Here is a 24,867-nt window from a genome sequence, read left to right on the forward strand (position 1 = left end):
CCTAGCGCTCGTCGTGCGGGCCAGGTGCAGGTTTGCGCCCGGTGAACATGGCTCGCAGCAGATTTTCGCGATGGCGACGACTGCTCACGATGACACCGCCCACATGTAAGGGGATCAGGACGGTCAGCGACCACGCCAGTGCCGCGTGCAGATCCGACAACCAGCCGTAACCCCAGAAGGCATCGGTGGTATACAGCCAGCCGGTAAAGGCCAGCGCCGCACAATGGGTCAGCAAGGCCAGCACCATCCAGCTGCCCAGCGGATTGTGGCCGATATAGCGTTTTTCCTGTCCTGCGCGTACATCCCGGACATACATCAGCGTTTCTGCAGGGTGACGGACAAACTGTGCAAAGCGCGCATAGTGCGACCCAGCCAGTCCCCAGATCAACCTGATCACCACCACTGCTGCCACACAATAGCCAGCCAGCGGATGAATGTCGTCGAAATGCTCACCCGGCCAGAGCCCGCTCACCCAGGTAGTGAGCACGCCAGCCACCAGACTCCAGTGCAGCACCCGGACGAGTCTATCCCAGACCGGGATCGTGTCGGTGCGCGACGAATCACTCACTTGGCGGCGGCCGGTTGCTCACCTTCGGCATACACACGCTCGAAAGTCTTGGGATTGAAGAACACTTCCATCTTGTTGCCCTTGGCGTCAAAGCCGTAGACCTCGTAGCAGTTGTTGAAGTTTTTCACCTGACGGATCTTCCAGCCTTCGGCTTCCAGCTTGCGCTGCAGCTCCATTTGCGGCTTTTTCTCTTCCTTGGGCATCACCGGGCAGGACACATTGCCATGCGCAAAGGCGGAGGCAGAGAAAAGGGATACAACAAGCGTCAGCAACAATTTCATGATGGTGTTTTCCGAAATCAGATCATTCAAAAAGGAAGTCTGCCACCCTGCACCAGCAGGTCGGGTGAGGCATCTGCCAGCGTCTTGCAGCCGGACAGCGCCATGGCGATTTCCAGCTCGTCGCGCAACAGGCGCAGCACATGTGCCACCCCCAGCGCACCACAGGCGGCCAGCGCATGGACATACGGCCTGCCAATCAGCACAGCATTTGCCCCTAGCGCAATCGCTTTCAGTACGTCCGTGCCTCGGCGGATGCCCCCATCCACCAATACCGGCACGTCCGGCCCCACGGCCGCCCGAATCGGCGGCAGCAGCAGCGTAGCAGGCGGCACTGTGTCCAGCGTCCGGCCACCGTGGTTTGAAACAATGAAACCTGTCACGCCGCGCGCCAGTGCTTCGCGTGCATCCAGCGGATGCGTCACGCCCTTCAGCAGCAGCGGCAGGCGGCTTTCCTGACGAATCCAGTCGATCTCGGCCCAGGTGGCGGCGCGCGGCATCAAGCCGTCGAACAGTGCACTCTGACCCGGCTGCAGATTGAGCGGTTGCTTAATGCCGCCCAGATTCACCGCGCGAATATCGTCCGGCAGTTTAAAGTCAGCGCGGCGTTCACGGTCACGCGCACCGTGCACCGGTGCATCCACAGTCAGCACCAGCGCCTGATAGCCTGCCGCCTCTACCCGCCGCAGCAGCGCGCGCATGAAATCACGGTCGTCGCGCCAGTACAGCTGGAACCACAGCGATCCGGCATCGGGCTCGGCCAGCATCGGTGCCGCAACGATTTCCATGTCGATACTGGCTTGCGCGCTCAGCACCAGACCCGCGCCCTGTGCCGCAGCGGCGTGTGCCACCGCCATCTCGCCATCGGCATGAAACAGACGCTGGTAGGCAATGGGTGCGAGCAAGATCGGATGCAGCAGCGGACGGCCCAGCAATTGCGTCCGCGTATGTCCACCCGCCAGATCGCGCAGTACGCGCGGCAGCAGGCCAATCTGGTCCCATGCCTTGCGGTTGGCGCGCAGGGTGTGTTCGTCTGCCGCCCCGCCATTCAGGTAGGCCCAGGCCATCTCGCTCACGCGCGCCTGCGCATGGGCTTCGAAGTCCTGCAGATTGACGATGCCTGCCGGCAGTCGTTCGATGCTCGGGCTGCTCATGTGTCCGCCCACATGCGCAAGAGGTTGTGATAGGTGCCGGTGAGCTGCACCATTTCCGGTGTCTCGCCCAACTCGCTACGCAGGCGCATCAGGCTCATGTCCATATCGAACAGCAGACGGCGCTGATCATCCGAGCGCACCATGCTTTCGATCCAGAAAAAACTGGCCAGACGTGCGCCGCGTGTCACCGGTTCGACGCGATGCACGCTGGTGCCGGGATAGAGCACCATATCACCCGCTGCCAGCTTCACACGCTGCGAGCCATAGGTGTCGGCAATGACCAGTTCGCCGCCCTCATATTCATCCGGATCGCAGAAAAACAGCGTGCAGGAAATGTCGGTACGCACGCGCTGGACGCCGCCCGGCAGATAGCGGATCGATTGATCCACATGATCGCCGTAGGTATTGCTGTCGCCGCTGTAGCGATTGAACAGCGGCGGCAGAATGCGCTTGGGCAGGGCTGCCGAGAAAAACAGCGGATGCTTGTCCAGCGCACCCAGTACCAGCGCCTGCAGTTCTGCATGCTGCGGCGTACCCATCTGCAATTGCTCGTTATGCTTCACCAGCGCCGCCTGTGCGCCAGCCGTGGTGCGACCGTCGATCCAGGCCGCAGCGGCCAGCAGCTCGCGCGCACGCGCCAGCTGGTCTGCATTGAGTACATCGGGGATACGCAGCAGCATGATGCTTCCTTAGAATTTATAAGTTCCGGTCAGCGAGACAATCCGACCCTTGCCCGGCACATAATGACCAGTGTAGAGCGTATCGGCATACAGCTTGTCGGTGACGTTATCCACATTCAGGCGCACGATCATTTCGTCCTCGCGAATGGTGTATTCCGCCATCAGATTGCCCACCGTAAAGGCCGGGGCAAAGAAGCCCGGATTGCGGTTAGGCTGCTGTTCGCCACGGGTGGTCAGACCCGCACCGACGCGCCACCGGCTGTCGAGCTTATAAGTGGACCATACGCTGCCGGAGTACTTCGGCGTCAGCGACGGACGGGTGCCCTGCCCTTCGGAGCCCGGCGCGGCGATATCAATCTTGGCCACCGGCATCCATGTAAAGGTAGTGAAGATTTCCAGCGCCGGCGTGATGCGGCCGGTGACATCAATGTCGATCCCGGCGGCATGGCGCTTGCCCGACAGCTCGACCAGATTGGTCAGCGGATCGGTATTGCGCTCGTGCAGCTTGGTGGCGCGGAAGATGCCGAAGCGGGTCGTCAGCTTGCCATCTTCGGAATCGATCTGGCCGCCCAGTTCCACGTTCACCGATTGTTCTGGCGGAATGTTCTGGTTAGCCGCGCTCAGCGAGTAGGTATCACCCGAAGTATTGAAAGAAGTCGCACCCATCAGATGGAAGGAAAGGCGTTCGTTTGGCTGGAAAATCACAGCCGCACGCTTGCTCCACTCGCCGATATTCATCTGGTACGGCAAGGTGGTCACCGGGCCCGCTGCATTGGTCGGGATGGTGTACACGTTGTAGTTGCCCTTCAGCTTGTCATAGCGCAGACCGGCCAGCACCTTCCACATCGGCGCGATTTCAACCAGATCCTGCACATAGGCACCATAGCCCTTGGATACATAGTCATTATTGGTGCGGAAGCTGCGCAGAGTCTCATCAATCCATGCACCATCATCCACAGTACCCACAGTAGTGGTCGGCTTGACCGGCACGATACCGCCTTGCGCTGCGGACAGGGTGGAATACACCTGCTTCTTCTCCTGCGAGAAATCGAAGCCGGTTTGCAGATTATGTGCGAAGCCGCCGAAGTTGAACTTGGCGCTCAGATCGCTCTGGGCGTTGATAGTCTGCATGTCCTGAACCTTCAACTGAGTGCCGCGCGACAGCACGGTATTCGGGCCGAAGGTATCCAGCGTCACGGCCACCTTGCCCGGCTGTTGTGCTGCGGCGGCAAAACGCACGGTACCGGCGCGCTGATCGCGGGTGTAGCTTGCGCTGCGCACCTTGGTGACCAGCTCCATGTCCGGACTGAAGCGATGGGTGTGATCCGCCATGATGTAACGGGCGCTGCCGTTGTTGTAATCGCTGGCCATGCCGTAGTAGGCAGTCGGATCGGTCGGGATCAGGGTGATGGCTTCGGTCGGCGAAGTCAGCGACGGACGAATCCACGGCATGCCGTAGTTCATGCCATTACGGTTGGTCAGCGAATACAGCGTCAGGCCGAATTCATCCTGCTCATCAATGCCGGTGCGCACGTTGGCCGCAATGCCGGACTTCTTGATGGAATTACCTGCGCCGTCGTTATCGGCACGATTGGCCATCGCCGCAATGCGCCAGGCGGTGGATTCACCCACGCGCTGATTCAAATCGGCCACGGCACGCACGCCATTGTGGCTGGCCACGGTCACATCCACCTGATTCTGGTCGGCCAGCTGCGCATGCTTGGTCACCTGATTCACGGCGCCACCACTCGAGCCACGACCAAACATCAGTGCGCCTGATCCGCGCAGCAGTTCAACCTTGTCGAGGAAGAAGGTATCGCGGTCGTAGAAGGCCGGATCGCGCATGCCATCAATAAAGATATCGCCTGTGCTTTGCAGGGAGATACCGTGAATCTTGATGTCTTCTTCGCCACCTTCGGCTGCCTGGAAAGTAATGCCCGCGGTGTTCTTCAGCACTTCCTTCACATTGTCCAGATTGCGATCGTCGATCAGCTTTTCGGTCACCACAGTCAGTGCCTGCGGAATATCGCGGATATCCTGCTTGCCCTTGCCAATGCGGGTTTCAGTGGCCTGATAGCTGTCCTTGCCCTGCTTTTCGGCAGCCGCTTTCACACGCACCACCGGCAAAGCTGCTTCGTCGCTCGCTGCGGTAGTTTGCTGGGTAGGTGCAGTGGCTGGCGTCACAGTGTCGGCCATGGCGACCTGAGTCAGGCCAAAGCCTGCAGCCAGTGCGCCCAAAGGCAGCAGATGATTAACCTTGCGCTTGTGATCGTTGCGATTCATGTCCTGGAGTTCCTTGTTTTTTCAGGGTGCACGCCGCCCGTACGACCCGCTCGGGAGGTCGTACAAGGACGTGGTTCAATGTTCGGGGGCTAGTTAAATTGCGTGTCTAGTTCGCGTCGGGTTCGCTGACAAAACCGATCTTGTTCAGGCCTGCCTTGCTGGCATCGGCCAGGGTTTCCACCACTTCGCGGTAGCGACCATTCTGATCGGCACGCAGATGAATTTCCGGTTGATTGCCCTTCTGGCCTTCGGCAGCAAAGCGATGGATGGCCTCGGCTCGGGTCACCGGTTCGCCATTCCAGAAACGCTGTCCCTGGGCATCAATGGCAAACTCGATCTTGTCGACCGGCGCCACATTCGCAGTCGAGCTGACCTTGGGCAGATCCAGCTTGACTGCATGCGTCAGCAGCGGCGCAGTCAGAATAAAAATCACCAGCAGCACCAGCATCACGTCGATCAGCGGCACCATATTGATTTCCGCGACCGGTGCGCCACTGCGCTTATTGTCAAATGAAGCAAAAGCCATATCCGTCTTCCTTCAGCTCACCATCAGATCAATGTGCAGACTGCTTGAGCGGCACGACATTGCCCGCCGCTGCGGCACCGGGCGCTTCGCCCATCGTCAGGAAGCTATGCAATTCGTAGGCAAAGGCATCCAGCTTGCCAGTCAGCACGCGGTTGCCACGGGTGAAGGCGTTGTATGCCACCACCGCCGGAATCGCCACGCCCAGACCGATACCGGTCATGATCAGCGCTTCGCCCACGGGTGTAGCCACTTTATCCAGCGTACCGGCACCACTCATGCCAATGGCCAAGAGCGCGTGATACACGCCCCACACGGTGCCAAACAGGCCCACAAAGGGTGCGGTCGCGCCAATCGTCGCAAGCGTCGTCAGGCCGGATTCGAGACGGGTGGTTTCTTCGTCCAGCACCTTCTTGATGGTACGGGTGATGAAATCGTTGGCTGTACCGGCTTCAGCCAGCTTGGCCGAACCGTAACGGGCATGGTGTGCCTGCGCATGCATGGCATGTGCGCTCAGATGCGAGAAAGGATCATGGGCACCATGCGTCTGGATTTCAGCCTGTACGGCTTCCAGCGAGCGCGCATTCCAGAAGAAATCGAGGAAGGCAGTGGCGCGCTTGTTACGCAGAAACTGGCCAATGCCCTTGGCAGCAATCAGCGCCCAAGAAGCCACCGACATCAGAATCAGCAGCACCAGCAAGGTTTTGCCCACCGCATCGGACTGCGAAATAAAGTGGCCGAAGCCAACTGCCTGGTTCACGGTATCTTGCATGATCAAGGATCTTTCCAAAAATTCGTTCGGTGAAGTATTTGGGTTCGGTCTACGCGCTCAACGATCCAGCTCGTAGGCGAGCGGTGCCAGCGTTTCCCATTCCACAGCTTTGCCGTCTTCGGTTTGCGGCGCAAAGCGGGCGCTGCGGATATCCTGTATCGCCTGCTCATCCAGCCGCGCAAAGCCGGACGACTTATGCACACTGGCATCCTTCAGGCGGCCACTGGCATCCACCACAATACGCAGCACCACAATGCCGGATTCATGCGCACGCTTGGACAACAGCGGGAAATTCAGTACCGGCAGCTTCTGGTAGCGCACGGCACTGGGCGGAATCTTTTTCGGAGCCGGTGGCTGCGGAGGCGCAACCGGCGCGGGTGTCACCACAGGCGCGGGCGCCGGGGCCACCGCAACGGGTGCAGGCGGCACGGGCTCGGGTTCAGGGGCCACAAAATTGTGCTGGGCAGGCGCGGGCGACGGCGCAGCAGCAATCACTGGCGCAGGTGTCGGGCGGGATTGCGGGGCCGGTTGCGGCTGTGCTTTCGGCGGTTCCGGCGTGATCCGCTCGGGCAAGGCAATCATGCTCACCATCATGGTGGTGACACGCGGCACGGGCGGCTGCGCAGGTATCGCATGCCACACCGCCCAGGCACCCAGCACATGGAGCGCAAGCACCGCCGCCCCAAGCGCACGGCGGCCGCCCTTGCTCAGCTCATCCGCCTGAGCAGGCAGTGGCAGCAAGGACACGGCAGGCTGCTGGCGAAACTCAACAGCGGTATCAGCATAGACAGTAGCGATTTGCGACACGATTACACATCATCCACACCTCACCATGAGGCAATAGTGTGAATGATAGTCCAAATGCGAATGATTTTCAATTGGATTCGCAATCACTTTCTTTGATGCAGATCAAGGCAGGGATAGCGTGGGGGTGAAACGGAAGGATGCCGGACGCTGACAGGGTGGTGCCAGCGCGCCGGAGGCAGTCGTACGACGCTGGCTGATCGCCTTGCCCAGCCACGTACAGGCCTCCTGGTTGGGCTAAGGCTGCTGAAATTGTACATACTTTACACAGGCAACACTCAATAACACGCCCATGCAATCGCCAGCCTGTCCCGATGATCTTCGCACTGGGTCACATGCGCACATCCGGCATCGCCGAACATGATCGGCAGGTTATCCTCGGAATCGATCTGGCATACCAGCCGCATCGCTTTGCCGCAATCCGGGCAAGATGGATACTCCACACCCTGCACCCAGTGAGGCCAGCCGAGCAATTTGTCTTTGGGCAGCGGATAACCTTGTTCGCTCAGTAATTCTTGCTCTGCATCGGATAAATGCATGCCCCGTTCATGCAACTCTTCCCAGTTCGGATAATCCTCCTTAGGTATCCAACCGGTAATCTTGCGCTCGGGAAAGGCGTCGCTGACTGGACTCGAATCTGAGGACTCGCTAGCAATCGCGGCGGGATCGAGTACCCGGATCAGGGTACTCTTCGCGAAGGGTGCATAGGCTTCACATTCTATTTCGCACTCTTGTTCCTGATTAGTGCAATAGAACACCTGCAATAGCCCGCCGCCAAACGCATTCAATGCCTCCTCCGGCAAGTCATGCACATTCAACTGCACAAATAGCTGCATTGGTTGCTGACAGTGGCCGCAGCACGGCCAAGTCTCGCCTATCGCCAGCCCCGGTGTACCGGAAAACTTCGAGGCCAATGGTCCAGCACGACGTTCTACGGTATCTGGCACCCAAGCTATCCGCGTATAGGGGGACAGCTTGGATTGCAAGTCTGGCCAGTGGATGGTTTCTACTGGAACGTCTACTTTTCGCTGAAATATGGAGAGTAGATTCTTTATCATGAATTTCATATCCATTTACCCAACTTATAACGCAAAACAATTCAACATAAAACTTCCAAACTTAAAATTATCTTCCCAAACCTCCGCTGGACTCTCAAATGAAATTAGATAAAACAAGTCCTTTGAGTCATCCCCTATTGAAAGGTAATGAATAATTACTCCTTCACCACCCTCATCTTTCCGTATTCTCAATACATTCATATCGAGTGAGTTTCCAGAAATAACACCATTTTTCAGAATCACGCCTGAATTTGACATTTTTCCCAGAATTAACTTTGCAAATTCACTCGGCTTTTTATTATTTTTCCTATAAAAATCAAAAACCTTATTGATAGACATTCCTGTGAGGAACCTACCTGAGATATCAATATTCTCTTTAGTGATGAAAATTGCACTAGTATTTCCTTTCACCTCTTCCTTGACAAACCATTCTCTAGGACGAAAGAAGGAGCCAACTCCATTTGACGATTCATACCACTGTAAATCAGGTACTTCATTTACATTGGCGGGACACTTATTTACCTCAGCATATACAAACCCATTGAAAGCAAACAGCAGCATTAAGACGCTTATTGCTCGTTCAGAATAAAAATGCCTCACAAATTCCTCCCCAATTAAAAATAGTGTAAATTGATATTTTATGAATGTCAGACCCCGCTGACTATATCATTTTCCATCAAAAAACCGGCACAGATCACTCCGCACCGGTTTCCATTTCACAACAAATAAATCAGCTTACTTCGGATACTTGATCTTCATCTCCGCCAGCACATTATCCGCATGATCCACATGCTTCATCACCCACAACATATAGCGGGCATCTACATGCACGGCGCGGGTGATGTCGGCGTCGAAGTACCAGTCCTTGGTGATCGATTCGTAGGTGGAATCGAAATTCAGACCGATCAGGTCGCCCTTGCCATTCATGATCGCGCTGCCGGAGTTGCCGCCAGTGGTATCGGCGCTGCTGAGGAAATCAACCGGGACCGTACCCAGCTGCTTGTCCTTGAACACGCCGTAATCCTTGGCTGCAATGGCTTTCAACAGACGATCCGGTGCATTGAACGGGGTCTGACCAGTGTGCTTTTCCACAATGCCTTCCACGGTAGTGAAGGGCTTGTACACCGCTCCATCACGCGGCACATAGCCGGACACGGTGCCGTAGGTCAGGCGCAGCGTGGAGTTGGCATCGGGATAGACAGGCTTGTTGCGAGCGCGGTTGAAGGCGATCACGGTGCTCATATACTGCGGCACCAGACGGTCGAATTCGCCGTCGATTTCCTTGCGCGCCGCTTCCTGCTCGCGTTCGCTGTCATACAGCTTCACTGCCAGCTGGATAAACGGATCGGCAGACGCTTCGAATTCGGCACGTGATTTGCCAATCCAGCCCAGACGGGCATTGGTATCAGCCAGCGCCGTCGCGGCATACATCGCATCCACACGCGCAGCAAGATCAGCGCCAGCAGGTTGCACAGCGGCATCCAGTGTAGGCGCATGCAGGGCCGCGTCAGTGCGGACATAGCTACCCAGTGCGGACAGCCAGCGCGCCTTGTCGACTTCCGGCACCATCGATTGCTCCAGACGAGTCAGACGTGCCTTGATAAAGGGCACATCGCGGGTCTGGAAGCCCGGTTCGCGCTCGGCATCCGCCAGCTCGCTTTCACGCGCCAGACGGTAGAGCGTGGTGGCAGCCTTCAGCAGGTCGCTAGAACGGGCGATATCGTAATACTGCTCGCGGCGCGCCAGTGTCTGTTCACGCTGGATCAGACCATCCAGTTCGGCCAGCAGTGCATTGGTCTGCGCGGCATTGGCCTGCTTGCCTACCCAGGCGCGCAGCTCGGCATCCTGCTTATCCTTGATGGCGGCGATATCCTTGCGGCGGAAGCCATCCATCAGGCCCTGCGTTTTCTTCATGCCGTTGTTGATGCTCTTCACCACGCTGGCGTAACGCACCACCCACTCGGGATTGGCCTTGGTGGCAGCAGCAATGGTATCAAGATCACGATGATTCTCGGCCACACGCACCGGGTAAGCTACATCGCGGGCAAAGCGGATTTCGCTGGGCAGACGATAGCGCGAAGTGCGGCCCGGATATCCGGCCAGCAGCACCGGATCGCCCACCTTCAGGCCTTCTGCCGACACGGCCAGAAAATCCTTGGATTGATACGGCACATTGTCCGGCGACGGATCGGCCGGACGGCCATCCTTACCCACATAGGCGCGGATAAAGGCAAAGTCACCGGTGTGGCGCGGCCACTCGAAGTTATCCACTTCACCGCCATAGTTGCCAATCGACTCCGGCGGCGCATACACCAGACGCACATCCTTCACCATCATCTGCTTGATGCGGTAGTACTCCAGCCCGCGATGGAACACCGGCACCGAGCAGCGATAGGCTTTATCGGCCTCGCATTCGGCGATGATGCCCTTGATGTTCTTTTCGATCAGATCATGACGTGCCTTGCCCTTCAGGCTAGCGGTCACACCCTGATTCACGCGGTCAGTGACGTTATCCACAGACTCGGTGATATAGACGCGCTCGTTGGGGCCACCCGGCAGTTCGTCTGCACGCGTCTTGGCCAGAAAGCCCTCAGCCAGCAGATTCTTGCTGGCGGTGGAATTGCGCTGGATGGCGCCATAGGCACAATGGTGATTGGTGACCACCAGACCATCCGGCGACACAAAGGATGCCGAACAGCCGCCCAGCGACACAATCGCGCTCATGGGATGCTTGCTCAGGTCGGCCAGCTGTTCGGCGGGCACCTTAATACCCACGCGCTTCAGTTCGGCCTTCAGGTCTTTCATCTGATAGGGTTGCCACTGGCCTTCATCGGCGTGGGCAACGGTTGCCACTAGCGCCAGCGGCAAGAGGAGACGCTGCATGGTCTGCTCCGGTCATTATATAAAGGGGCCAAGTATAGCAGTGCTTGCTGATGGACCAACACGTACACTCGTGCAACTGATCAGTCCGGCGTCCGGGTCGATCGCGGGTCGTGTTACAATCCGCTCCGCAAAGTTGGCCGGACAGTCGCTGCCTGAGTAATCGGGGAGAGGAAAGTCCGGGCTTCACAGGGCAGGATGCCGGCTAACGGCCGGGCGCCGCGAGGCGACGGAAAGTGGAACAGAGAGCTGAACCGCCGAACTCCGGGCAACCGGGGTGGCAAGGGTGAAAAGGTGCTTCGCGTGTTATAGCGTGGAGGGTGTCCGTAAGGATATCGTGTAAGAGACCACCGCGGACGTGGCAACACGGACGGCAGGCTAAACCCCATCCGAAGCAAGACCAAATAGGCAGACGTTGACGGGGCCCCCTGAGTCTGCGGGTAGGTTGCTGGAGGCATGTGGTAACGCATGCCCTAGAGGAATGACTGTCGGTGGCGGCGCAAGCCGCTGCGCCACAGAACCCGGCTTACAGGCCGACTTTGCACACTTCTTTTTTCGCAGCGACGACATCCGGTGCGATCGATTTAGCCGGGCTCACGTGCGACGTTGCGCCCGGGCAGTCTCAGCGTCAAGCCCGCCCCCAGCAGCAACAATCCCCCCGCCAGAATCAGCACATAGTCTGGCCGACTACCCAGCAGCGGATAGATGAGCGGCATGGTCACGACCTGTATCAGCATCGGGATCACAATAAACAGATTGAAGATGCCCATATAGATCCCGGCGCGCGCAGGCGGAATGCTATTGGCCAGCATGATGTACGGGTTCCCCATCAAACTGGCCCAGGCCATGCCGATGCCTAGCATCGGTAACGCCAGCCACATCGGCTGATCGATCTGGGGCAGCGCCAGCATCCCGGCACCCGCCGCCAGCAGCGCCAGCGCATGTACCCGGCCTGCCCCCATCCGACTGGCGAGCGGCACCATCCCCAGAGCGGCAATAAAAGCGACGAAGTTGTAGAACGCGCCGCATTGCCCGTTCAGCAAGACCGCTTCACGAAATCCGGACGATGCAGGATCGCTGGTATGGAACACGGTGCGTGCCAGCGATAAAGTAACGTACTGCCAGTAACAGAAAAATGCATACCACTGACACAGCATCAAAGGTGCCAATTGGCGCATGGGGCGAGGCATGGCGCGAATCGCCCCGACAATATCGCGCCAGGTCTGACGCACGGACATTGTCCCGTCCGACGCTACGGGTGGTTCCGGCTGCACGATCTTGCGTGTACTGAACAGCGTCCAGCTCATTGAAGCAATCGACACCCCGGCGCCAATCAGAAACGCAGCAATGGTGGCCCAGGGAATCTGATGGCTGTTCACCTCATCGCGATCCACCCCCAGCAGTACAATCAGGGACGGCGTGAGATAACTCAAGGTTTGCCCCAGCCCCGTCATGGCACTCTGAATGAGATACCCTGTATTGCGCTGAGGGCCGTCAAGCTGATCGCTGATCCAGGCGCGATACGGCTCCATCGTCACATTATTGGCCGCATCGAGTATCCACAGCAGGCTGGCAGCCATCCACAAGGTCGGACTGAATGGCATGGCCAGCAAAGCCAGGCTGCAGAGGATGGCGCCGATCAGAAAATAGGGACGACGCCTGCCCCAGCGGCTCACCGTACGGTCGCTGATGGCCCCGATCAGCGGTTGCACCAGCAACCCAGTCATCGGCCCCGCCAGCCAGAGCAAAGGAAGGGAAGATTCATCTGCACCGAGATAACGGTACAGTGGGCTCATGCTGCTTTGCTGCAAGCCAAAGCTATATTGCAGCCCCAGAAAACCCACATTCATATGGATGATGCTGGCAAGCGACATGCGCGGCCGAGTGGCTGCGATGGAGATCACGCGGCTCAAACGATCGAACTTTCGCGTTGTACCAGCTGAACGGGCAATACCAATGGTGGCGTGCGCTCGCCCTGAATCTGCAATAGCAGCCTTTCAACCATCGCCTGCGCAGCCACTTCAATGGGTTGATGAATGGTGGTCAGAGACGGCTGTGCGAAGGTCGCCCAGTCTACGTCGTCATACCCCACCACTCGCACATCCTCGGGCACACGATAGCCAGCCTTGTGCAGTACGCGCATAAAGGTCACCGCCAGCACATCGCTACAGGCAAAAATGCCATCAAAATCCAGCCCCCTGTCCAGCCGCGCCTGCAAGGCTGCGGCGGCCATCACCGGCTCGAAAGGCAAGGGCATGAGTCGATCCGGATCGTCAGCCATACCCGCATCTTTCAATGCCTGCTGATAACCGCGATAGCGGTCGCCGACTTCCTGCATGGGCGGATTGCCCACAAATAGGATGCGTTTGCAGCCTTGTTCGATCAGGTGCGCGGTGGCCAGTCGCCCGCCTTCGACATTATCGCCACCAACAGAGCAATACAGCTGCTGTTGTACCTGAGCTCCCCAAATAACGATTGGCACATCGAGCGTCGCCAGCCGGTTGAGCTGATCATGCAGCCCCCACTGGCCAATGAGCACAATCCCCGCGGCCACCCCGCCGAAATACAGATTCGCAATCGACTCGACTTCCTGCACGTTTACCCGCGATACCAGCACATGGTAGCCACGTTGCGTCAGCGCATCTGCCAGCGCCCCCAGCATGCGAAGGAAAAAAGGATCAGAGATATTCTGGTGAGAAACTGCATCAAAGGGAATCACCACAGCAATCGTACGATTTTCGTTGCGGCGCAGATTCTGAGCGCCTACATTCACCGTGTAATGCAGGGATGCCGCCAGCGCCTGAATGCGTTCTCGTGTTTCCAGTCCGATTTGCGAACTATTGGCCAGTGCGCGCGATACGGTCGACACAGAGACGCCTGCCATACGGGCAAGATCAACCATCTGGGTACGACCAGATTTTTTATCTGGCGGCGGGGAACGCTTCATGGTGTTCCTTGCTTGCACATCTCGCAGATTGTGCACAAAGAATAAACTGACCTCACGCATCATACATCGTTCAATGATGCGCTTGCTCACGCGCAATCGTTCGCGAAACAAAGCCTTTGCGCGGTACACGCAACATTACAACAACAAAACGAGCGTTTCAAACAAGTGATTGGTAGAATGCATCTTGATCGTCCTCAAGACGACCCATTTTGTCTGATACAAGTGCGCAAAACGCTGTCATGATGGCAGGTAGCGCACCTGACGTACTCCCTTCATTTTCCAAGGAAACTGACCATGTCCGATCTGATCGCACGTTTCAAGCAAGCAGCAGAAGATGTCACCAAGCTGTCCGAAGCACCGGACAACCAAGTCAAGCTGAAGCTGTACGCCCTGTACAAGCAAGGTACCGATGGTGATGTGTCCGGTGATCGTCCGGGCCTGATGGATTTCGTGGGTCGCGCCAAGTACGACGCATGGGACGGCCTGAAGGGCACCACCAAGGAAGAAGCAATCCAGAAGTACATCGATCTGGTCGAAGCACTGAAGGCCAAGGAATAATCTGCACGCCAGTGCCACGGAGGGACGTCGATGACGTCCCTTTTTTGTTTTTGAAACAACAGCTTTTGTTCAGCTCTGGTATAGCCAGTGCCCCTCATAGTAGCCTCCACATGCTTCACGCATGACAACAATGATCCCGAAATGAGGAGGCAATATGTTTACCCGAGCCCACGCTAGCTATGTCACAGGTTTGATTCTGTCCTGCCTGAGTACTACCGTTTTTGCTGCCAATCCCGCAGAAGCCGCACTGGAAGAAGCCAATCGCACCTACCTGAAGCCATGGAGCTTCAAAGCCCAGCTGAACAATGTCACCCAGGGTGAAAAAAAGCTGGTTACCTATCACTATGATGCGCAGGCACCAGACGGCAAGCGATTTATGCTGGATCTACTGAATGGCGCCGCCCCCAGCAAGGAAGAACAATCCAAATGGGAGAGCAATTCAAACAAGGATGCCGAAGCCAGTAAACGCGAACGCGCCCCAGCAGAATTGGTGGACATCAGCACGCTCAAGCCGATTGGCACCGATGGCAAGCGCTGGAGCTTCGCGGTGAAATCCCTGAAAGTGTTAGGACCCATGGAACAGTTCATCAAGCCTGGCCAGCTGACAGGCGAGCTGCAACTGGATGAGCAAGGTGCTTTGCGCACCCTCAAGGTCAGCAATCCGGAAAGCTTTCGCGTCATGCTGGTCTACAAGGTAGAGCAGGTGTTGATCGAGTGGCAGTTCGCCCGTCAGGCCGACCGCGCCATCCTGCCGGTCCGCTATCGCTTTCTCGCCAAGGCGGGCTCGAACTTTGATGCGGATGTCACCCGCACGTACAGTGACTGGCAGCTGCCGGGAACAAAGGTGGCGGGAAATTAAGCACGACTCAACTTAGTAGAGGCGACCTGTGGTCGCCTCTTACAACCACCCTGCCCGCTTCAATTTCCACCACAGCGCCCCATCGACCACCACCATCGCCAGCAGACACAACGGATAGCCCCACGCCCATTTCAACTCGGGCATGTGCTCGAAGTTCATACCGTAGATTCCGGCGATCATGGTTGGCACCGCAAAAATCGCCGCCCAGGCAGCGAGCTTTTTATTCACTGACGCATCGTGCAGTGAAATCATCGACAGGTTTACCTGCATGGCTGTATTCACCATTTCGCGTAGCCCTTCGATGCTGCGGGCCATGCGATCCAAGTGATCGAACAAGTCGCGATAATACTCATCCAGCTTGCGGCACATGTCAGGTGCACGGCCGCTATTCAGGCGTGATACGGCATCCAGCAAGGGAATCACACTGTGCTGCAGGGTGAGCACTTTGCGTTTCAGGGTATACATATCCTCGATGCTGGAGAGATTGGCACCTTTGCCTGCAAACAGGCGTGACTCGATTTGTTCCAGCTCAACTTCCAGCGCGTGGATGATGGGGAAATAGCGGTCGATCACCTCATCCAGCAGGGCGTACAGTACAAAACCTGCGCCATGACGTAACAGGTCTGGCGTTTCTTCGCAGCGTTCGCGCACACCGACCAATGCGGCATCGGAGCGGGATCGCACAGACAACACATAATTGCCGCCCACAAAGATGCCAACCTCGCCCGTCTGAATCGCACCCTGTGCATCCATCGACAGCAGGTGCAGCACCACGAACAGCGTCTCGCCGTACTCTTCCAGCTTGGGCCGCTGATGCCCCTTGCGCACATCTTCGATCGCCAGTTCGTGCAGGCCGAATTCTTCGCGCATCTCGTCCAGTTCGGCCGCGTCGGGGTCCGCAAGTGCCACCCACACCATGCACTCGGGCCGGGCGATGTAGTCGCTGATATCGGCTTGGGGAATGGCAGCCAGCTTGTGGCCGTCCTGATAGGCAACGCAATTGATCAGCACGCAGGCAATCCTTGTGGATACATCAGATAATCTGCCGTAGATTGTGCCACGCTGCGTACTTTTGCGCCTGATGCCTGCATTTTTGCATCGAATCAGCGTCTTCCCGCCACTTTCATCTACCCGAAGCCGCGCGCATCTGCCATTATCCGCGCCAGACCTTTAATAGCTGTGCTGACGCTGGCCGATACCCGTCAGAAAGCATCAAATTCCGTCTAGTGACGTGACTGGTGATATGAGCGATCTAACTTCTTCCGACACCCCCGACATCCTCGACCCGACTGGCGCGGATGCAGTGCCACTGGGCCGCTATGCCGAGCTGGCCTATCTCGAATACGCCGTATCAGTGGTTAAAGGCCGGGCACTGCCCGATGTATGCGACGGCCAGAAGCCGGTGCAGCGCCGCATTTTGTATGCGATGCACGAAATGGGCCTGGGGCCTGCTGCCAAGCCGGTGAAGTCGGCGCGCGTGGTCGGTGAAGTGCTGGGTAAATATCACCCGCATGGCGATAGCTCCGCCTACGAAGCCATGGTGCGACTGGCGCAGGATTTCTCCATGCGCTACCCGCTGGTCGATGGCCACGGCAATTTTGGTTCGCGCGATGGCGATGGTGCCGCCGCGATGCGGTATACCGAAGCCCGCCTGACGCCCATTGCCTCGCTGCTGCTGTCGGAAATTGATCGCGGCACGGTGGATTTCTCGCCGAACTATGACGGCGCATTCAACGAGCCGGATCTTCTGCCCGCACGCCTGCCCATGCTGCTGCTCAATGGCACATCCGGTATCGCCGTGGGCATGGCCACCGAAATTCCGCCGCACAATCTGCGCGAAGTGGCCGAAGCTGCCATTACGCTGATCAAGCGCCCCTCCACCACCATCCCCGAGCTGATGGAGCACATTACCGGGCCGGATTTCCCCGGTGGTGGCCAGATTATTTCGCCCGCCAAGGATATCCTCGCCGCCTATGAAAATGGCAGGGGCTCGCTGGCGGTGCGCGCACGCTGGAAAGTGGAAGAACTCGCACGCGGACAATGGCAGCTGGTAGTGACCGAACTGCCGCCCAATACGTCCTCGCAAAAAGTCCTCGAGGAAATCGAAGACCTCACCAATCCCAAGATCAAGAAGGGCAAGAAGGCGCTGACGCAGGAACAGATCCAGCTCAAGCAGCTGATCCTGAGCCAGCTCGATACAGTGCGTGACGAATCGGGCAAGGATGTGGCTGTGCGGCTGGTGTTCGAGCCGAAATCCTCGCGCCAGAATGCCGAAGAATTCGCCAATACTCTGCTCACCCACACCAGCCTCGAAGGCTCGGCCTCGATCAATCTGGTGGCGATCGGCATTGATGGCCGTCCGACACAAAAGTCGCTGAAAGACCTGCTGTCCGAGTGGGTGCAGTACCGCTTTGGCACCGTGCGCCGCCGCACGCAATATCGTCTGGGCGAAGTGGACGACCGCATCCATATCCTCGAGGGCCGCCTGACGGTCTTCCTGAATATCGACGAAGTGATCCGCATCATCCGCGAATCGGATGATCCGAAGGCCGCGCTGATGGCGGCGTTCCACTTAAGCGAGCGCCAGACCGAAGACATTCTGGAAATCCGCCTGCGCCAGCTCGCCCGCCTCGAAGGCATCAAAATCGAGCAGGAACTGGCCAAGCTGCGCGATGAAAAAGCCGAGCTGGAACATCTGCTGGGCAATGAAGACGCCATGCAGCGTCTCATCATCAAGGAAATCCGCGACGACGCCAAAACCTTTGGCGACGACCGCCGCACCCTGATCGAAGCCACTGAAAAAGCCACCGTCAGCGTCGCCGTGGTGGATGAACCGCTGACCGTGATCCTCTCGGACAAGGGCTGGATCCGCACCCGCAACGGCCACGGCATTGATACGCAGAATCTCGGCTTCAAGGAAGGCGACAAACTGCTCACTGCCATCGAATGCCGGTCTGTGGATACGCTCGCGCTATTCGGCAGCGATGGCCGCGTCTACAACCTGCTCACCGGCAATCTGCCGGGCGGACGCGGCGACGGCGTACCGGTGGCCAGCCTGATCGACCTCGCCGCCAAAACACGCATCGTGCAGGTCTTCACCGCCCAGCCCGATCAGAAAATCATGATCGCGGGCAGCACGGGCTACGCTTTCTGGTGCGAATTCAAGGACCTGTTCACCCGTCAGAAAGCAGGCAAGGCCTTTGTCTCGCTGGGTGAGGACGAAACGCTGCTGAAAATCAGCCCTTTCGAGCCAACCGATACCAGTCTGGTCGCCTGCCTATCCACGTCCATGCGCCTCCACGCCTTCCCGCTGGCCGAACTCAAGCCGCTTTCGGGCGGCGGTCGCGGCATGATCGCCATGGCGCTGGACGACAACGACACTCTCTCCGCCATTACGGTCAGCGACGGCCAGACTCTGGTGCTCAATGGTACCGGCCGTGGCGGACGGCAAACCACGCTCAACTTCGATGCCAATGATCTGGCACCGTACATAGGCAAGCGTGCGAAGAAGGGGAAACCGCTGGTAGGTGGATTGAAGTTGGCGAGTTTTTAAATCAGCAATGACGTCGCCCCGCCACAAGGCTTTGTGGCGGGATGGGTACTCTCGTCACCCGTTCCCCACCTGCCCCGGAAATAAATGGCGTGTCAGTCGCCATTCGGCGACCGGCTGGTCATCCAGATAGCAGGTAGGCTTCGGCAAGAAGCCGTCAAAGCAGTTGCTTATCCCCAGTTCTTTAGCCGTTACGCGGCAATACTCCGCCCCGCCGGAACTCCACAAATACAGAATCGCGCCAGCTGCTTTCTGCTCTCTCACCCATTCAATGGCAGCAGGTATCGGAATGCGTTTGTTACCAACCGAGCGGACGAGTGTATCGTCGATATCGACGTAGATGATGGGATGCATGCGATAGATTGTTTCTCGTGATACCTGCGGGCTACAAGCATCCAGCTCATGCTGGATGCTGCCATTCAAATCAAAACAAATACGTCCCCGCCACGGCCACCACACCCACCTTGTTGCGGGTGAAATTCAGGTATTCCAGACTGAAACTGGTCTGGCTGCTCCAGCGCAGTTTTGCACCGACACCCACTGTAGCCTCGGTCTGATGCGTATTGGTATCGCTTACCTTACCTTGATACCACTGATGCTTGGTCAATTGCGTGCTGCCAACACCCAAGCGTCCATACAGCGAAACAGATTCGGCAACTGGCGTTTCGGCAATGCCCGCCACGCCAACATGCGAAGTCGGATAAGACTCGGTACTTGGATAGAGCGGGAAAATGTCGAAGCTCAGGCTACGGCCATACGCCTCCACGGACAGATTCTGGTTGAGCCGGTAGCCCAGCGCAAATCCCACCGACGGGACAGTACCATCCTTGTAATAGCTGCCCGATCCATGTGCCTGCCCAAGTGCCAGAGAGGCATAAACGCCCGGCGGCTCGCCCGCAGCATGCGATGCAAGACTCCCGAGCGCCATGAGTGCACCTACGATCCAGCGATTGGCTTTTTTCATTTTTCCTCCTTGATTGGATTTCGTTTTAAAACGCAGCATCGTCTCACTACACACCGCGCACGCTAAGCTATGTAAATGTGCTTCTGTCGCGCAATATACAATTCCAATGAAGACAAACACACTGTCATTCCTGTATGGATGCGCATAAAAAAACGGGACCCATTGGCCCCGTTCCTGTTTAGCAGACATCGTCCCTTTAGTAGAGCGACTTGATCTCCTGCTTGGGCAGATCCGAACTCAGCGATACATTGCGTGGCTCGAACCAGTATTTCAGCGACACATTGCCGGAGATATCGCTGTAATACGGCGACTGACGCACCCCGACGCCAAGCCCCCATTGCCAGTGCTTGCTTTGCGACAACCCGGTACCGTACAGCTCACCATTGGCAAAGAAACCATTGCTGGCCGATGCCGTGGTGCCGCATCCCGGCTGCAGTGAGGCGAAGCTGGCAGGCTGAACCGGTGCAGCCACCATGGTACATGGCTCTTCACCTGTCCGGCGGTTGAGCCAGCCCATCTGCAAACGACCTGCCCAGATCGTGCGTGCGGCTTCCTTGGTCTGGAATTGCACTGCGCCATCGAGCGCTACTTCCGATTGCGGGCTGTCGTAGCCGCCCGAGCCAAAGCCGAAGTTGGCAAAGTTATTGCCATAGGTGGTGTAACGCACTTCCGGCCCGGCAGTCAGGAAGTCAAAGCCTCTTACCTTGAAGTCGTGGCTGATGCCGCCACTCACTTCGCCCATATTATTGGAAGGGACGGATACACCGCGGAATTCAGCCACGGTCATTTTGCCATTGACGCGGAAGTCCTCGTCAATCGGCGTGTTACCAAACACACTCATCGCATTGCGGGTGACCTTACCCCAGGCTACGCCGGAATACGGGTCGACCATACCGACATAGGACAGCTTGGAATCCTTGACTGCAGTCCGGCTGATTTCACCGCCAACCTGACTGTCGCCTGTGTCCGACACCACGCGAGCATGCGCCACCAGCGAACGACCCAGCGGCCCCTTGGCTGTCTGCCCGACCCCGGCTGACCACGATGTTGCGCCATCGTGCTCGACATCCGCGTACCACGTTGCAGATTGCACTGCTTCGTTGGACTTCGGCGCGACATAGGCTGTGTTCTGCAGCATGCTGCCCACCGGAGCATTGGTCGCGGGCATCTTGCCGGCATCAATGATTTCCTGTTGCGCACGCACAGTGACGCGAGTGGTGGCTGTGGGCGAGAATGAGGCAGAACCAGCAGGCACCTGAGTGATATTGAACTGCGTGGTCCCTGGATCACCCGCACGGGATCGCGCGGAAATCGAGGTACCGACCCACGGACCCGCCACGCCTTCCAGCGCCTTGTTCGCACCCGGCGCATGCTCGGCAGCCGCTGCGAAATGCTTGCTGTAATAAAGCGGTTCGGCTTCGGTGCGGTAGGCTTCCGAGGCCAGAATGCTTTTCGGTGCCGCCTCAACCAGCGCGGTCAGGTCACCATCTCGTTTAGCGCGACGCATGGCCAGCGAGACGCCAAGCGCGGCATCGCTGTCCTGCTGTTCGCGGTAAAGCGCCAAAAACTCATCGGCTGACTTGGATGCTTCACCGGTCTGGTAATGTACCCACGCCAGCAGATTGCGCAAACCACGATCGCGTTTACCCAGTGTCGCCGACTCGCGCAAGGCGTCCATCGCCCGTTCGTAATCGCCGCCATCGTAGTATTGCTGGGCACGGGCAAAGGCCAGATCGGCACGCAGTTTTCGGCTGCGTTCATCGTCCATATCGCCGACCAGCTTGCGGCTATCCTCGACTTCACCCTGGCGGAATGCCACCAACGCTGCCCCATAGCGGCCGTCAGAGGACTCAGGCGCATACTGACGGGCGCGATCAAACCACGCACGCGCTGCCTGCAGATTATTCATGCGGAACATGACCCAGCCTGCCAGCGCAGCCAGATCGCCATCGCGACGCTCGGCAATATCACGGCTCAGGCGACGCAAGGCTGCCTGCGCCCGATCGAGATCATTGTTGGCGTAGGCTTCGGTCAATTGCTTGACGGCCACATCACGCACCACCTGACGCAGCTGTTCTGTCTCTTCTGCGGTGCGCTGACCGCCGCGCCGCTCCGCATCCAGCAGACGTTCAAAGTAGGGCTGGCTCAGCCAGTCACGCGCTTTATTCAGAGTGGCGATACGATCTGCAAAGCTGTTACAGAATGGCACCACGCGCGCCATCAGTTCATAAGCTTTGCCTTCATCACCCGCATCCAGCCAGCCTTCGGCTGCATCCCACAAGCGCTGAGTATCCTTGCAGCTGGCAGCTTCACGGACAGCAGGCGCACGTTTTTGCTGTGGCTCGGGTAGTGACCATTCCTGCTGACGTGCCACGGGTGTAACCACGGGCTGCGCTGGATTATATGCCGCAGGACGAATAACAGCGCCGTCGCCAAGGCGAATGCCCTCGTCATGCTCATTGAGGGACGCCCCCTGCTGGGTGCGGGGGCTGCTCGACTTGGAACGATCAATAGCAGACTCCTGTGGCACCTTGCGACGCGGTGCAGGCGCATCATCGATCAGCGGATCGTAATCCTTGGCTGGCTGGGTAGTCGCTGGGTAATCATCAAGTAAAGGATCAAAGCTGGCCTTACCTCGACTGGATGATGTCGCCCCCGACTGTGCAGGACGCTGAGTCACGAGCATGGCATCATCACGCTGCTTGTCACGCGCAGCTTTCATCAGCGCAGCAGGAGGCTGCCAGCCCGGAAACTCGACACGCAGCTGTTCGATCACACCCTGTAAATCAGCAATGCGTCCAGCATTCACCAACTCCCATAGTGGCCGCTCATCTGGGCCACGGGGCGTATCCAGCAATGCTTTCAGCTTGCGATCAGCAGCCGCATCGCGATTGCCGGCAGCACGTTCCAGCAACACCAGATTCTGGAATTCCTGCGTGGGCAGCCACTTTGCCGCATCGGCCAGCGCATCAATGCGTCGTTCCGAGGGCGTACATTTCGGTACGATACGGCGCATCAATCCCACAGCACGCGGCACATCACCTGCCTTACTCAGTGCTTCAGCCACCTTGACCAGCGTACCCGGATCTTCGCAACCCAGGCCATCGGAGCCATTGGTCACAAAGGCACGCAGGGCACGCAAATCGCCGTCGGCAATCAGGCGATCAATATTGGCAACGCGCTGGCCTTCCTGCATTTTGCTCTGCAGGCGGGCACTCGGCGTCCAATCAGGAAACTCCTGCTTCAGGCTGGCCACCAGCACGCGTAACTCTTCGAAACGGCGCTGTTCGGCGAGGCCGATCAACACCTGCTCGTCCGGGCCCGCCACCTTGCCGACCAATGCAAGCAGCTGCTTATCTTCGGCTTCGTTGCGGATACCGGCTTCCCGTTCCCTTTTTACCAGTACCTTGAACTCTACTTCCGGCAGAAAGCGTTTGGCCGCCTGCAAAGTACCCAGACGCACACCAAATTGATTGCAGCCGGGTACCAGTGCTTCCAACTGCTGTCTGGCACCAGACGTATCCCCTGATTGAGCTGCCTTTTCAGCATCGCGCCAAATCGTCCGATAGTCTGAACATTGCCCGGCCTGCGCGGACATGGCAGTTGAACTTTCCACAACCGGCGCTGATGACGAAGCGTTCGAGGCTACGCCCGCACTCTGATAAATTCGTGCCAGACGCTGTTGTTTCCGCGACTCCTCTACCAGACCGGCCAGGTTTGCGGGTGGACTCCAGCGCGGGAAATCACGCTTGAGCTGAGCGACCAGTGCATCATATTGATCAAATTGCTGTCGCTTGTATAAGTCCCACAAGGGGGTTTCATTCGGCCCCTTGCTCACTTCCATCAGCTTGGACAGCTCCTTGTCGCCCTTTCCATCACGCTGTCCGGCCGAACGCTCAAGCAACAACAGCATTTCAAATTCACTATTGGGCAATACATCACGCGCTTTGTATAACGCGGCCAGACGGATATCGAATGTTGGGCACTTGGGCACCAAACGAGAGAAGAGTAAACGTGACCCTTCCACATCACCCAGTTTGGCTAGTCGCTCGGCAATTGCCAATGTATCGCCAGATGTAGCGCAGCCCAACATGGATGAGGGATCGCGAGCCATACGCTGCAGGTCTTCAGGTGTGGCCTGTGCAAGACGCTGCTTGATCATGTCTTCACGCTCGGCCTTATCCAGCAATTGCACCAGCTGCACCGGCGGACGCCACGTTGCATAGGTCGATTGCAAACGCTCGATGAGCATGCGCGTTTCGGCAAACTTGCGATCATTGAACAACTGCCACAGTGGACGCTCATCCACGCGCACAGTGTTTGTCGGCTTAGGTTCAGCTGCGGAAGCTACGGGTGCTTTGCTCTTGGCTTCAACCTTGCGCGGCATAGGTACAGAACTGGACTCTTCTGCCGAATCGCGACTCGCTAGCGGTGAATCCGTGCCGGACTCCGTCACGATATTTCGCTGCTGTTTGTCTTCAGCCTGGACAGTTCGCTGCTGGCGGCGGTAATCGCTCAGGCGACTATTCCCGGCATCAACAGCAATGCGCCCGGTGCTCGCGCCCAGTTGCAAATTGCTTTGTGCGGCGCCTTCAATTGCGGTTGCCGGCACTGCTGCAGCCGTACCTTCAAGCGGCAGGAAGAGTTCCGGGAGATACTGAGAGGACAGCACTGCCGCCTGGGGCATCCGCGCCTTGATCAGATTCAGCTGGTTCTGCGCCTCAGCTGCGTTATCCCAAAATCCTGCTCGAACAAGATAGCGACCACCGATACGCACAATCCGCACATGTGGCAAATCACCAGCCTGACGGGCAATTTGCTGTGCACCTGCCAGCGTAGACGACGCACCAATCTGCAAGGCCATGTATTTCTGACCACGCACCAGCTCTGCAGCTTCGGCACCACCCATCAAGGCCAGTGCCATCATCACATTCAGCGAAACCGTTTCAAGCTTGTTCATCAAGCCTCTCCTTCCCTCGGGATGGCGTC

20 protein-coding genes and 1 other RNA gene are annotated in these 24,867 nt (G+C 57.8%); 4 read left to right on the plus strand and 17 right to left on the minus strand.

The annotated features are described in order from the left end of the window. Position 1: 1 nt before the first annotated feature. The 11 genes from KSF73_07505 to KSF73_07555 all read right to left on the minus strand — a co-directional run bounded on the left by KSF73_07505 (position 2) and on the right by KSF73_07555 (position 11,003). Complete coding sequence (locus KSF73_07505) at positions 2-541, minus strand: cytochrome b/b6 domain-containing protein (GenBank protein ID MBV1775561.1); 540 nt, start codon at positions 539-541, stop codon at positions 2-4. Between the two features lie 23 nt (positions 542-564). Further along, on the minus strand, positions 565-849 hold the full coding sequence (locus KSF73_07510; GenBank protein ID MBV1775562.1) for a PepSY domain-containing protein: 285 nt from the start codon (positions 847-849) through the stop codon (positions 565-567). 26 nt (positions 850-875) lie between these two features. Then, positions 876-2,000 carry an alpha-hydroxy-acid oxidizing protein gene (locus KSF73_07515; protein MBV1775563.1) on the minus strand — a complete coding sequence of 375 codons (1,125 nt, stop codon included), beginning with the start codon at positions 1,998-2,000 and terminating at the stop codon, positions 876-878. Continuing rightward, a complete protein-coding gene (locus tag KSF73_07520) occupies positions 1,997-2,680 on the minus strand; it encodes a Fe2+-dependent dioxygenase (protein MBV1775564.1) in 684 nt (227 codons plus the stop codon). The genes KSF73_07515 and KSF73_07520 overlap by 4 nt, the downstream gene beginning before the upstream one ends. A gap of 9 nt (positions 2,681-2,689) precedes the next feature. Beyond that, entirely contained in the window at positions 2,690-4,963 is a 2,274-nt protein-coding gene (locus KSF73_07525; protein ID MBV1775565.1) for a TonB-dependent receptor, read from the minus strand. 106 nt (positions 4,964-5,069) lie between these two features. Beyond that, positions 5,070-5,489 (minus strand): biopolymer transporter ExbD, encoded by a 420-nt coding sequence (locus tag KSF73_07530; protein MBV1775566.1) that lies wholly within the window; start codon positions 5,487-5,489, stop codon positions 5,070-5,072. 28 nt (positions 5,490-5,517) lie between these two features. Continuing rightward, entirely contained in the window at positions 5,518-6,258 is a 741-nt protein-coding gene (locus tag KSF73_07535; protein ID MBV1775567.1) for a MotA/TolQ/ExbB proton channel family protein, read from the minus strand. 57 nt (positions 6,259-6,315) lie between these two features. Further along, positions 6,316-7,065, minus strand: coding sequence for an energy transducer TonB (locus KSF73_07540; protein MBV1775568.1), 750 nt, complete (start codon positions 7,063-7,065; stop codon positions 6,316-6,318). A gap of 275 nt (positions 7,066-7,340) precedes the next feature. Next, positions 7,341-8,129, minus strand: a complete 789-nt coding sequence (locus KSF73_07545) for a DUF1963 domain-containing protein (GenBank protein MBV1775569.1) — start codon at positions 8,127-8,129, stop codon at positions 7,341-7,343. 15 nt (positions 8,130-8,144) lie between these two features. Beyond that, entirely contained in the window at positions 8,145-8,681 is a 537-nt protein-coding gene (locus KSF73_07550) for a hypothetical protein (protein ID MBV1775570.1), read from the minus strand. A gap of 174 nt (positions 8,682-8,855) precedes the next feature. Beyond that, positions 8,856-11,003 (minus strand): S46 family peptidase, encoded by a 2,148-nt coding sequence (locus tag KSF73_07555; GenBank protein ID MBV1775571.1) that lies wholly within the window; start codon positions 11,001-11,003, stop codon positions 8,856-8,858. A gap of 129 nt (positions 11,004-11,132) precedes the next feature. Between KSF73_07555 and rnpB the strand changes: the two genes are divergently transcribed. Then, positions 11,133-11,545, plus strand: an RNA gene (gene rnpB, locus KSF73_07560) — RNase P RNA component class A. Positions 11,546-11,584: 39 nt separating this feature from the next. On the opposite strand, the gene KSF73_07565 is transcribed toward rnpB, so the two are convergent. Next, a complete protein-coding gene (locus KSF73_07565; protein ID MBV1775572.1) occupies positions 11,585-12,874 on the minus strand; it encodes an MFS transporter in 1,290 nt (429 codons plus the stop codon). A gap of 35 nt (positions 12,875-12,909) precedes the next feature. Beyond that, positions 12,910-13,947, minus strand: coding sequence for a LacI family DNA-binding transcriptional regulator (locus KSF73_07570; GenBank protein ID MBV1775573.1), 1,038 nt, complete (start codon positions 13,945-13,947; stop codon positions 12,910-12,912). A 294-nt stretch (positions 13,948-14,241) separates the two neighbouring features. Here KSF73_07570 and KSF73_07575 point away from each other — a divergent pair, with 294 nt between their 5' ends. After that, positions 14,242-14,505, plus strand: a complete 264-nt coding sequence (locus tag KSF73_07575; GenBank protein ID MBV1775574.1) for an acyl-CoA-binding protein — start codon at positions 14,242-14,244, stop codon at positions 14,503-14,505. A 154-nt stretch (positions 14,506-14,659) separates the two neighbouring features. After that, on the plus strand, positions 14,660-15,364 hold the full coding sequence (locus KSF73_07580) for a hypothetical protein (GenBank protein MBV1775575.1): 705 nt from the start codon (positions 14,660-14,662) through the stop codon (positions 15,362-15,364). Between the two features lie 39 nt (positions 15,365-15,403). On the opposite strand, the gene corA is transcribed toward KSF73_07580, so the two are convergent. After that, complete coding sequence (gene corA / locus KSF73_07585; GenBank protein ID MBV1775576.1) at positions 15,404-16,375, minus strand: magnesium/cobalt transporter CorA; 972 nt, start codon at positions 16,373-16,375, stop codon at positions 15,404-15,406. A gap of 232 nt (positions 16,376-16,607) precedes the next feature. Here corA and parC point away from each other — a divergent pair, with 232 nt between their 5' ends. Beyond that, entirely contained in the window at positions 16,608-18,917 is a 2,310-nt protein-coding gene (gene parC, locus KSF73_07590) for a DNA topoisomerase IV subunit A (GenBank protein MBV1775577.1), read from the plus strand. Between the two features lie 54 nt (positions 18,918-18,971). Here the strand turns inward: parC and KSF73_07595 are convergent, their stop codons facing one another. From KSF73_07595 to KSF73_07605, 3 genes are all read right to left on the minus strand, one after another. Beyond that, positions 18,972-19,268 (minus strand): DUF705 domain-containing protein, encoded by a 297-nt coding sequence (locus tag KSF73_07595; protein ID MBV1775578.1) that lies wholly within the window; start codon positions 19,266-19,268, stop codon positions 18,972-18,974. A 70-nt stretch (positions 19,269-19,338) separates the two neighbouring features. Beyond that, positions 19,339-19,878, minus strand: a complete 540-nt coding sequence (locus KSF73_07600) for a porin family protein (GenBank protein ID MBV1775579.1) — start codon at positions 19,876-19,878, stop codon at positions 19,339-19,341. A gap of 196 nt (positions 19,879-20,074) precedes the next feature. Next, entirely contained in the window at positions 20,075-24,838 is a 4,764-nt protein-coding gene (locus KSF73_07605; GenBank protein ID MBV1775580.1) for a BCSC C-terminal domain-containing protein, read from the minus strand. Positions 24,839-24,867: the final 29 nt, after the last annotated feature.

The sequence above is a fragment of the Burkholderiaceae bacterium DAT-1 genome (genome assembly GCA_019084025.1).
Taxonomy (GTDB): domain Bacteria; phylum Pseudomonadota; class Gammaproteobacteria; order Burkholderiales; family Chitinimonadaceae; genus DAT-1.

Excerpts from the sequence above, each read along its gene's own strand:
- KSF73_07595 (MBV1775578.1), bottom strand. The coding sequence starts at position 19,268 with ATGCATCCCATCATCTACGTCGATATCGACGATACACTCGTCCGCTCG.
- KSF73_07520 (MBV1775564.1), bottom strand. The coding sequence starts at position 2,680 with ATGCTGCTGCGTATCCCCGATGTACTCAATGCAGACCAGCTGGCGCGT.
- KSF73_07550 (MBV1775570.1), bottom strand. The coding sequence starts at position 8,681 with ATGCTGCTGTTTGCTTTCAATGGGTTTGTATATGCTGAGGTAAATAAG.
- KSF73_07515 (MBV1775563.1), bottom strand. The coding sequence starts at position 2,000 with ATGAGCAGCCCGAGCATCGAACGACTGCCGGCAGGCATCGTCAATCTG.
- KSF73_07575 (MBV1775574.1), top strand. The coding sequence starts at position 14,242 with ATGTCCGATCTGATCGCACGTTTCAAGCAAGCAGCAGAAGATGTCACC.
- KSF73_07525 (MBV1775565.1), bottom strand. The coding sequence starts at position 4,963 with ATGAATCGCAACGATCACAAGCGCAAGGTTAATCATCTGCTGCCTTTG.
- KSF73_07530 (MBV1775566.1), bottom strand. The coding sequence starts at position 5,489 with ATGGCTTTTGCTTCATTTGACAATAAGCGCAGTGGCGCACCGGTCGCG.
- KSF73_07570 (MBV1775573.1), bottom strand. The coding sequence starts at position 13,947 with ATGAAGCGTTCCCCGCCGCCAGATAAAAAATCTGGTCGTACCCAGATG.
- KSF73_07545 (MBV1775569.1), bottom strand. The coding sequence starts at position 8,129 with ATGAAATTCATGATAAAGAATCTACTCTCCATATTTCAGCGAAAAGTA.
- KSF73_07535 (MBV1775567.1), bottom strand. The coding sequence starts at position 6,258 with ATGCAAGATACCGTGAACCAGGCAGTTGGCTTCGGCCACTTTATTTCG.
- KSF73_07510 (MBV1775562.1), bottom strand. The coding sequence starts at position 849 with ATGAAATTGTTGCTGACGCTTGTTGTATCCCTTTTCTCTGCCTCCGCC.
- KSF73_07555 (MBV1775571.1), bottom strand. The coding sequence starts at position 11,003 with ATGCAGCGTCTCCTCTTGCCGCTGGCGCTAGTGGCAACCGTTGCCCAC.
- parC (MBV1775577.1), top strand. The coding sequence starts at position 16,608 with ATGAGCGATCTAACTTCTTCCGACACCCCCGACATCCTCGACCCGACT.
- KSF73_07565 (MBV1775572.1), bottom strand. The coding sequence starts at position 12,874 with ATGTCGCTTGCCAGCATCATCCATATGAATGTGGGTTTTCTGGGGCTG.
- KSF73_07600 (MBV1775579.1), bottom strand. The coding sequence starts at position 19,878 with ATGAAAAAAGCCAATCGCTGGATCGTAGGTGCACTCATGGCGCTCGGG.
- KSF73_07605 (MBV1775580.1), bottom strand. The coding sequence starts at position 24,838 with ATGAACAAGCTTGAAACGGTTTCGCTGAATGTGATGATGGCACTGGCC.
- KSF73_07580 (MBV1775575.1), top strand. The coding sequence starts at position 14,660 with ATGTTTACCCGAGCCCACGCTAGCTATGTCACAGGTTTGATTCTGTCC.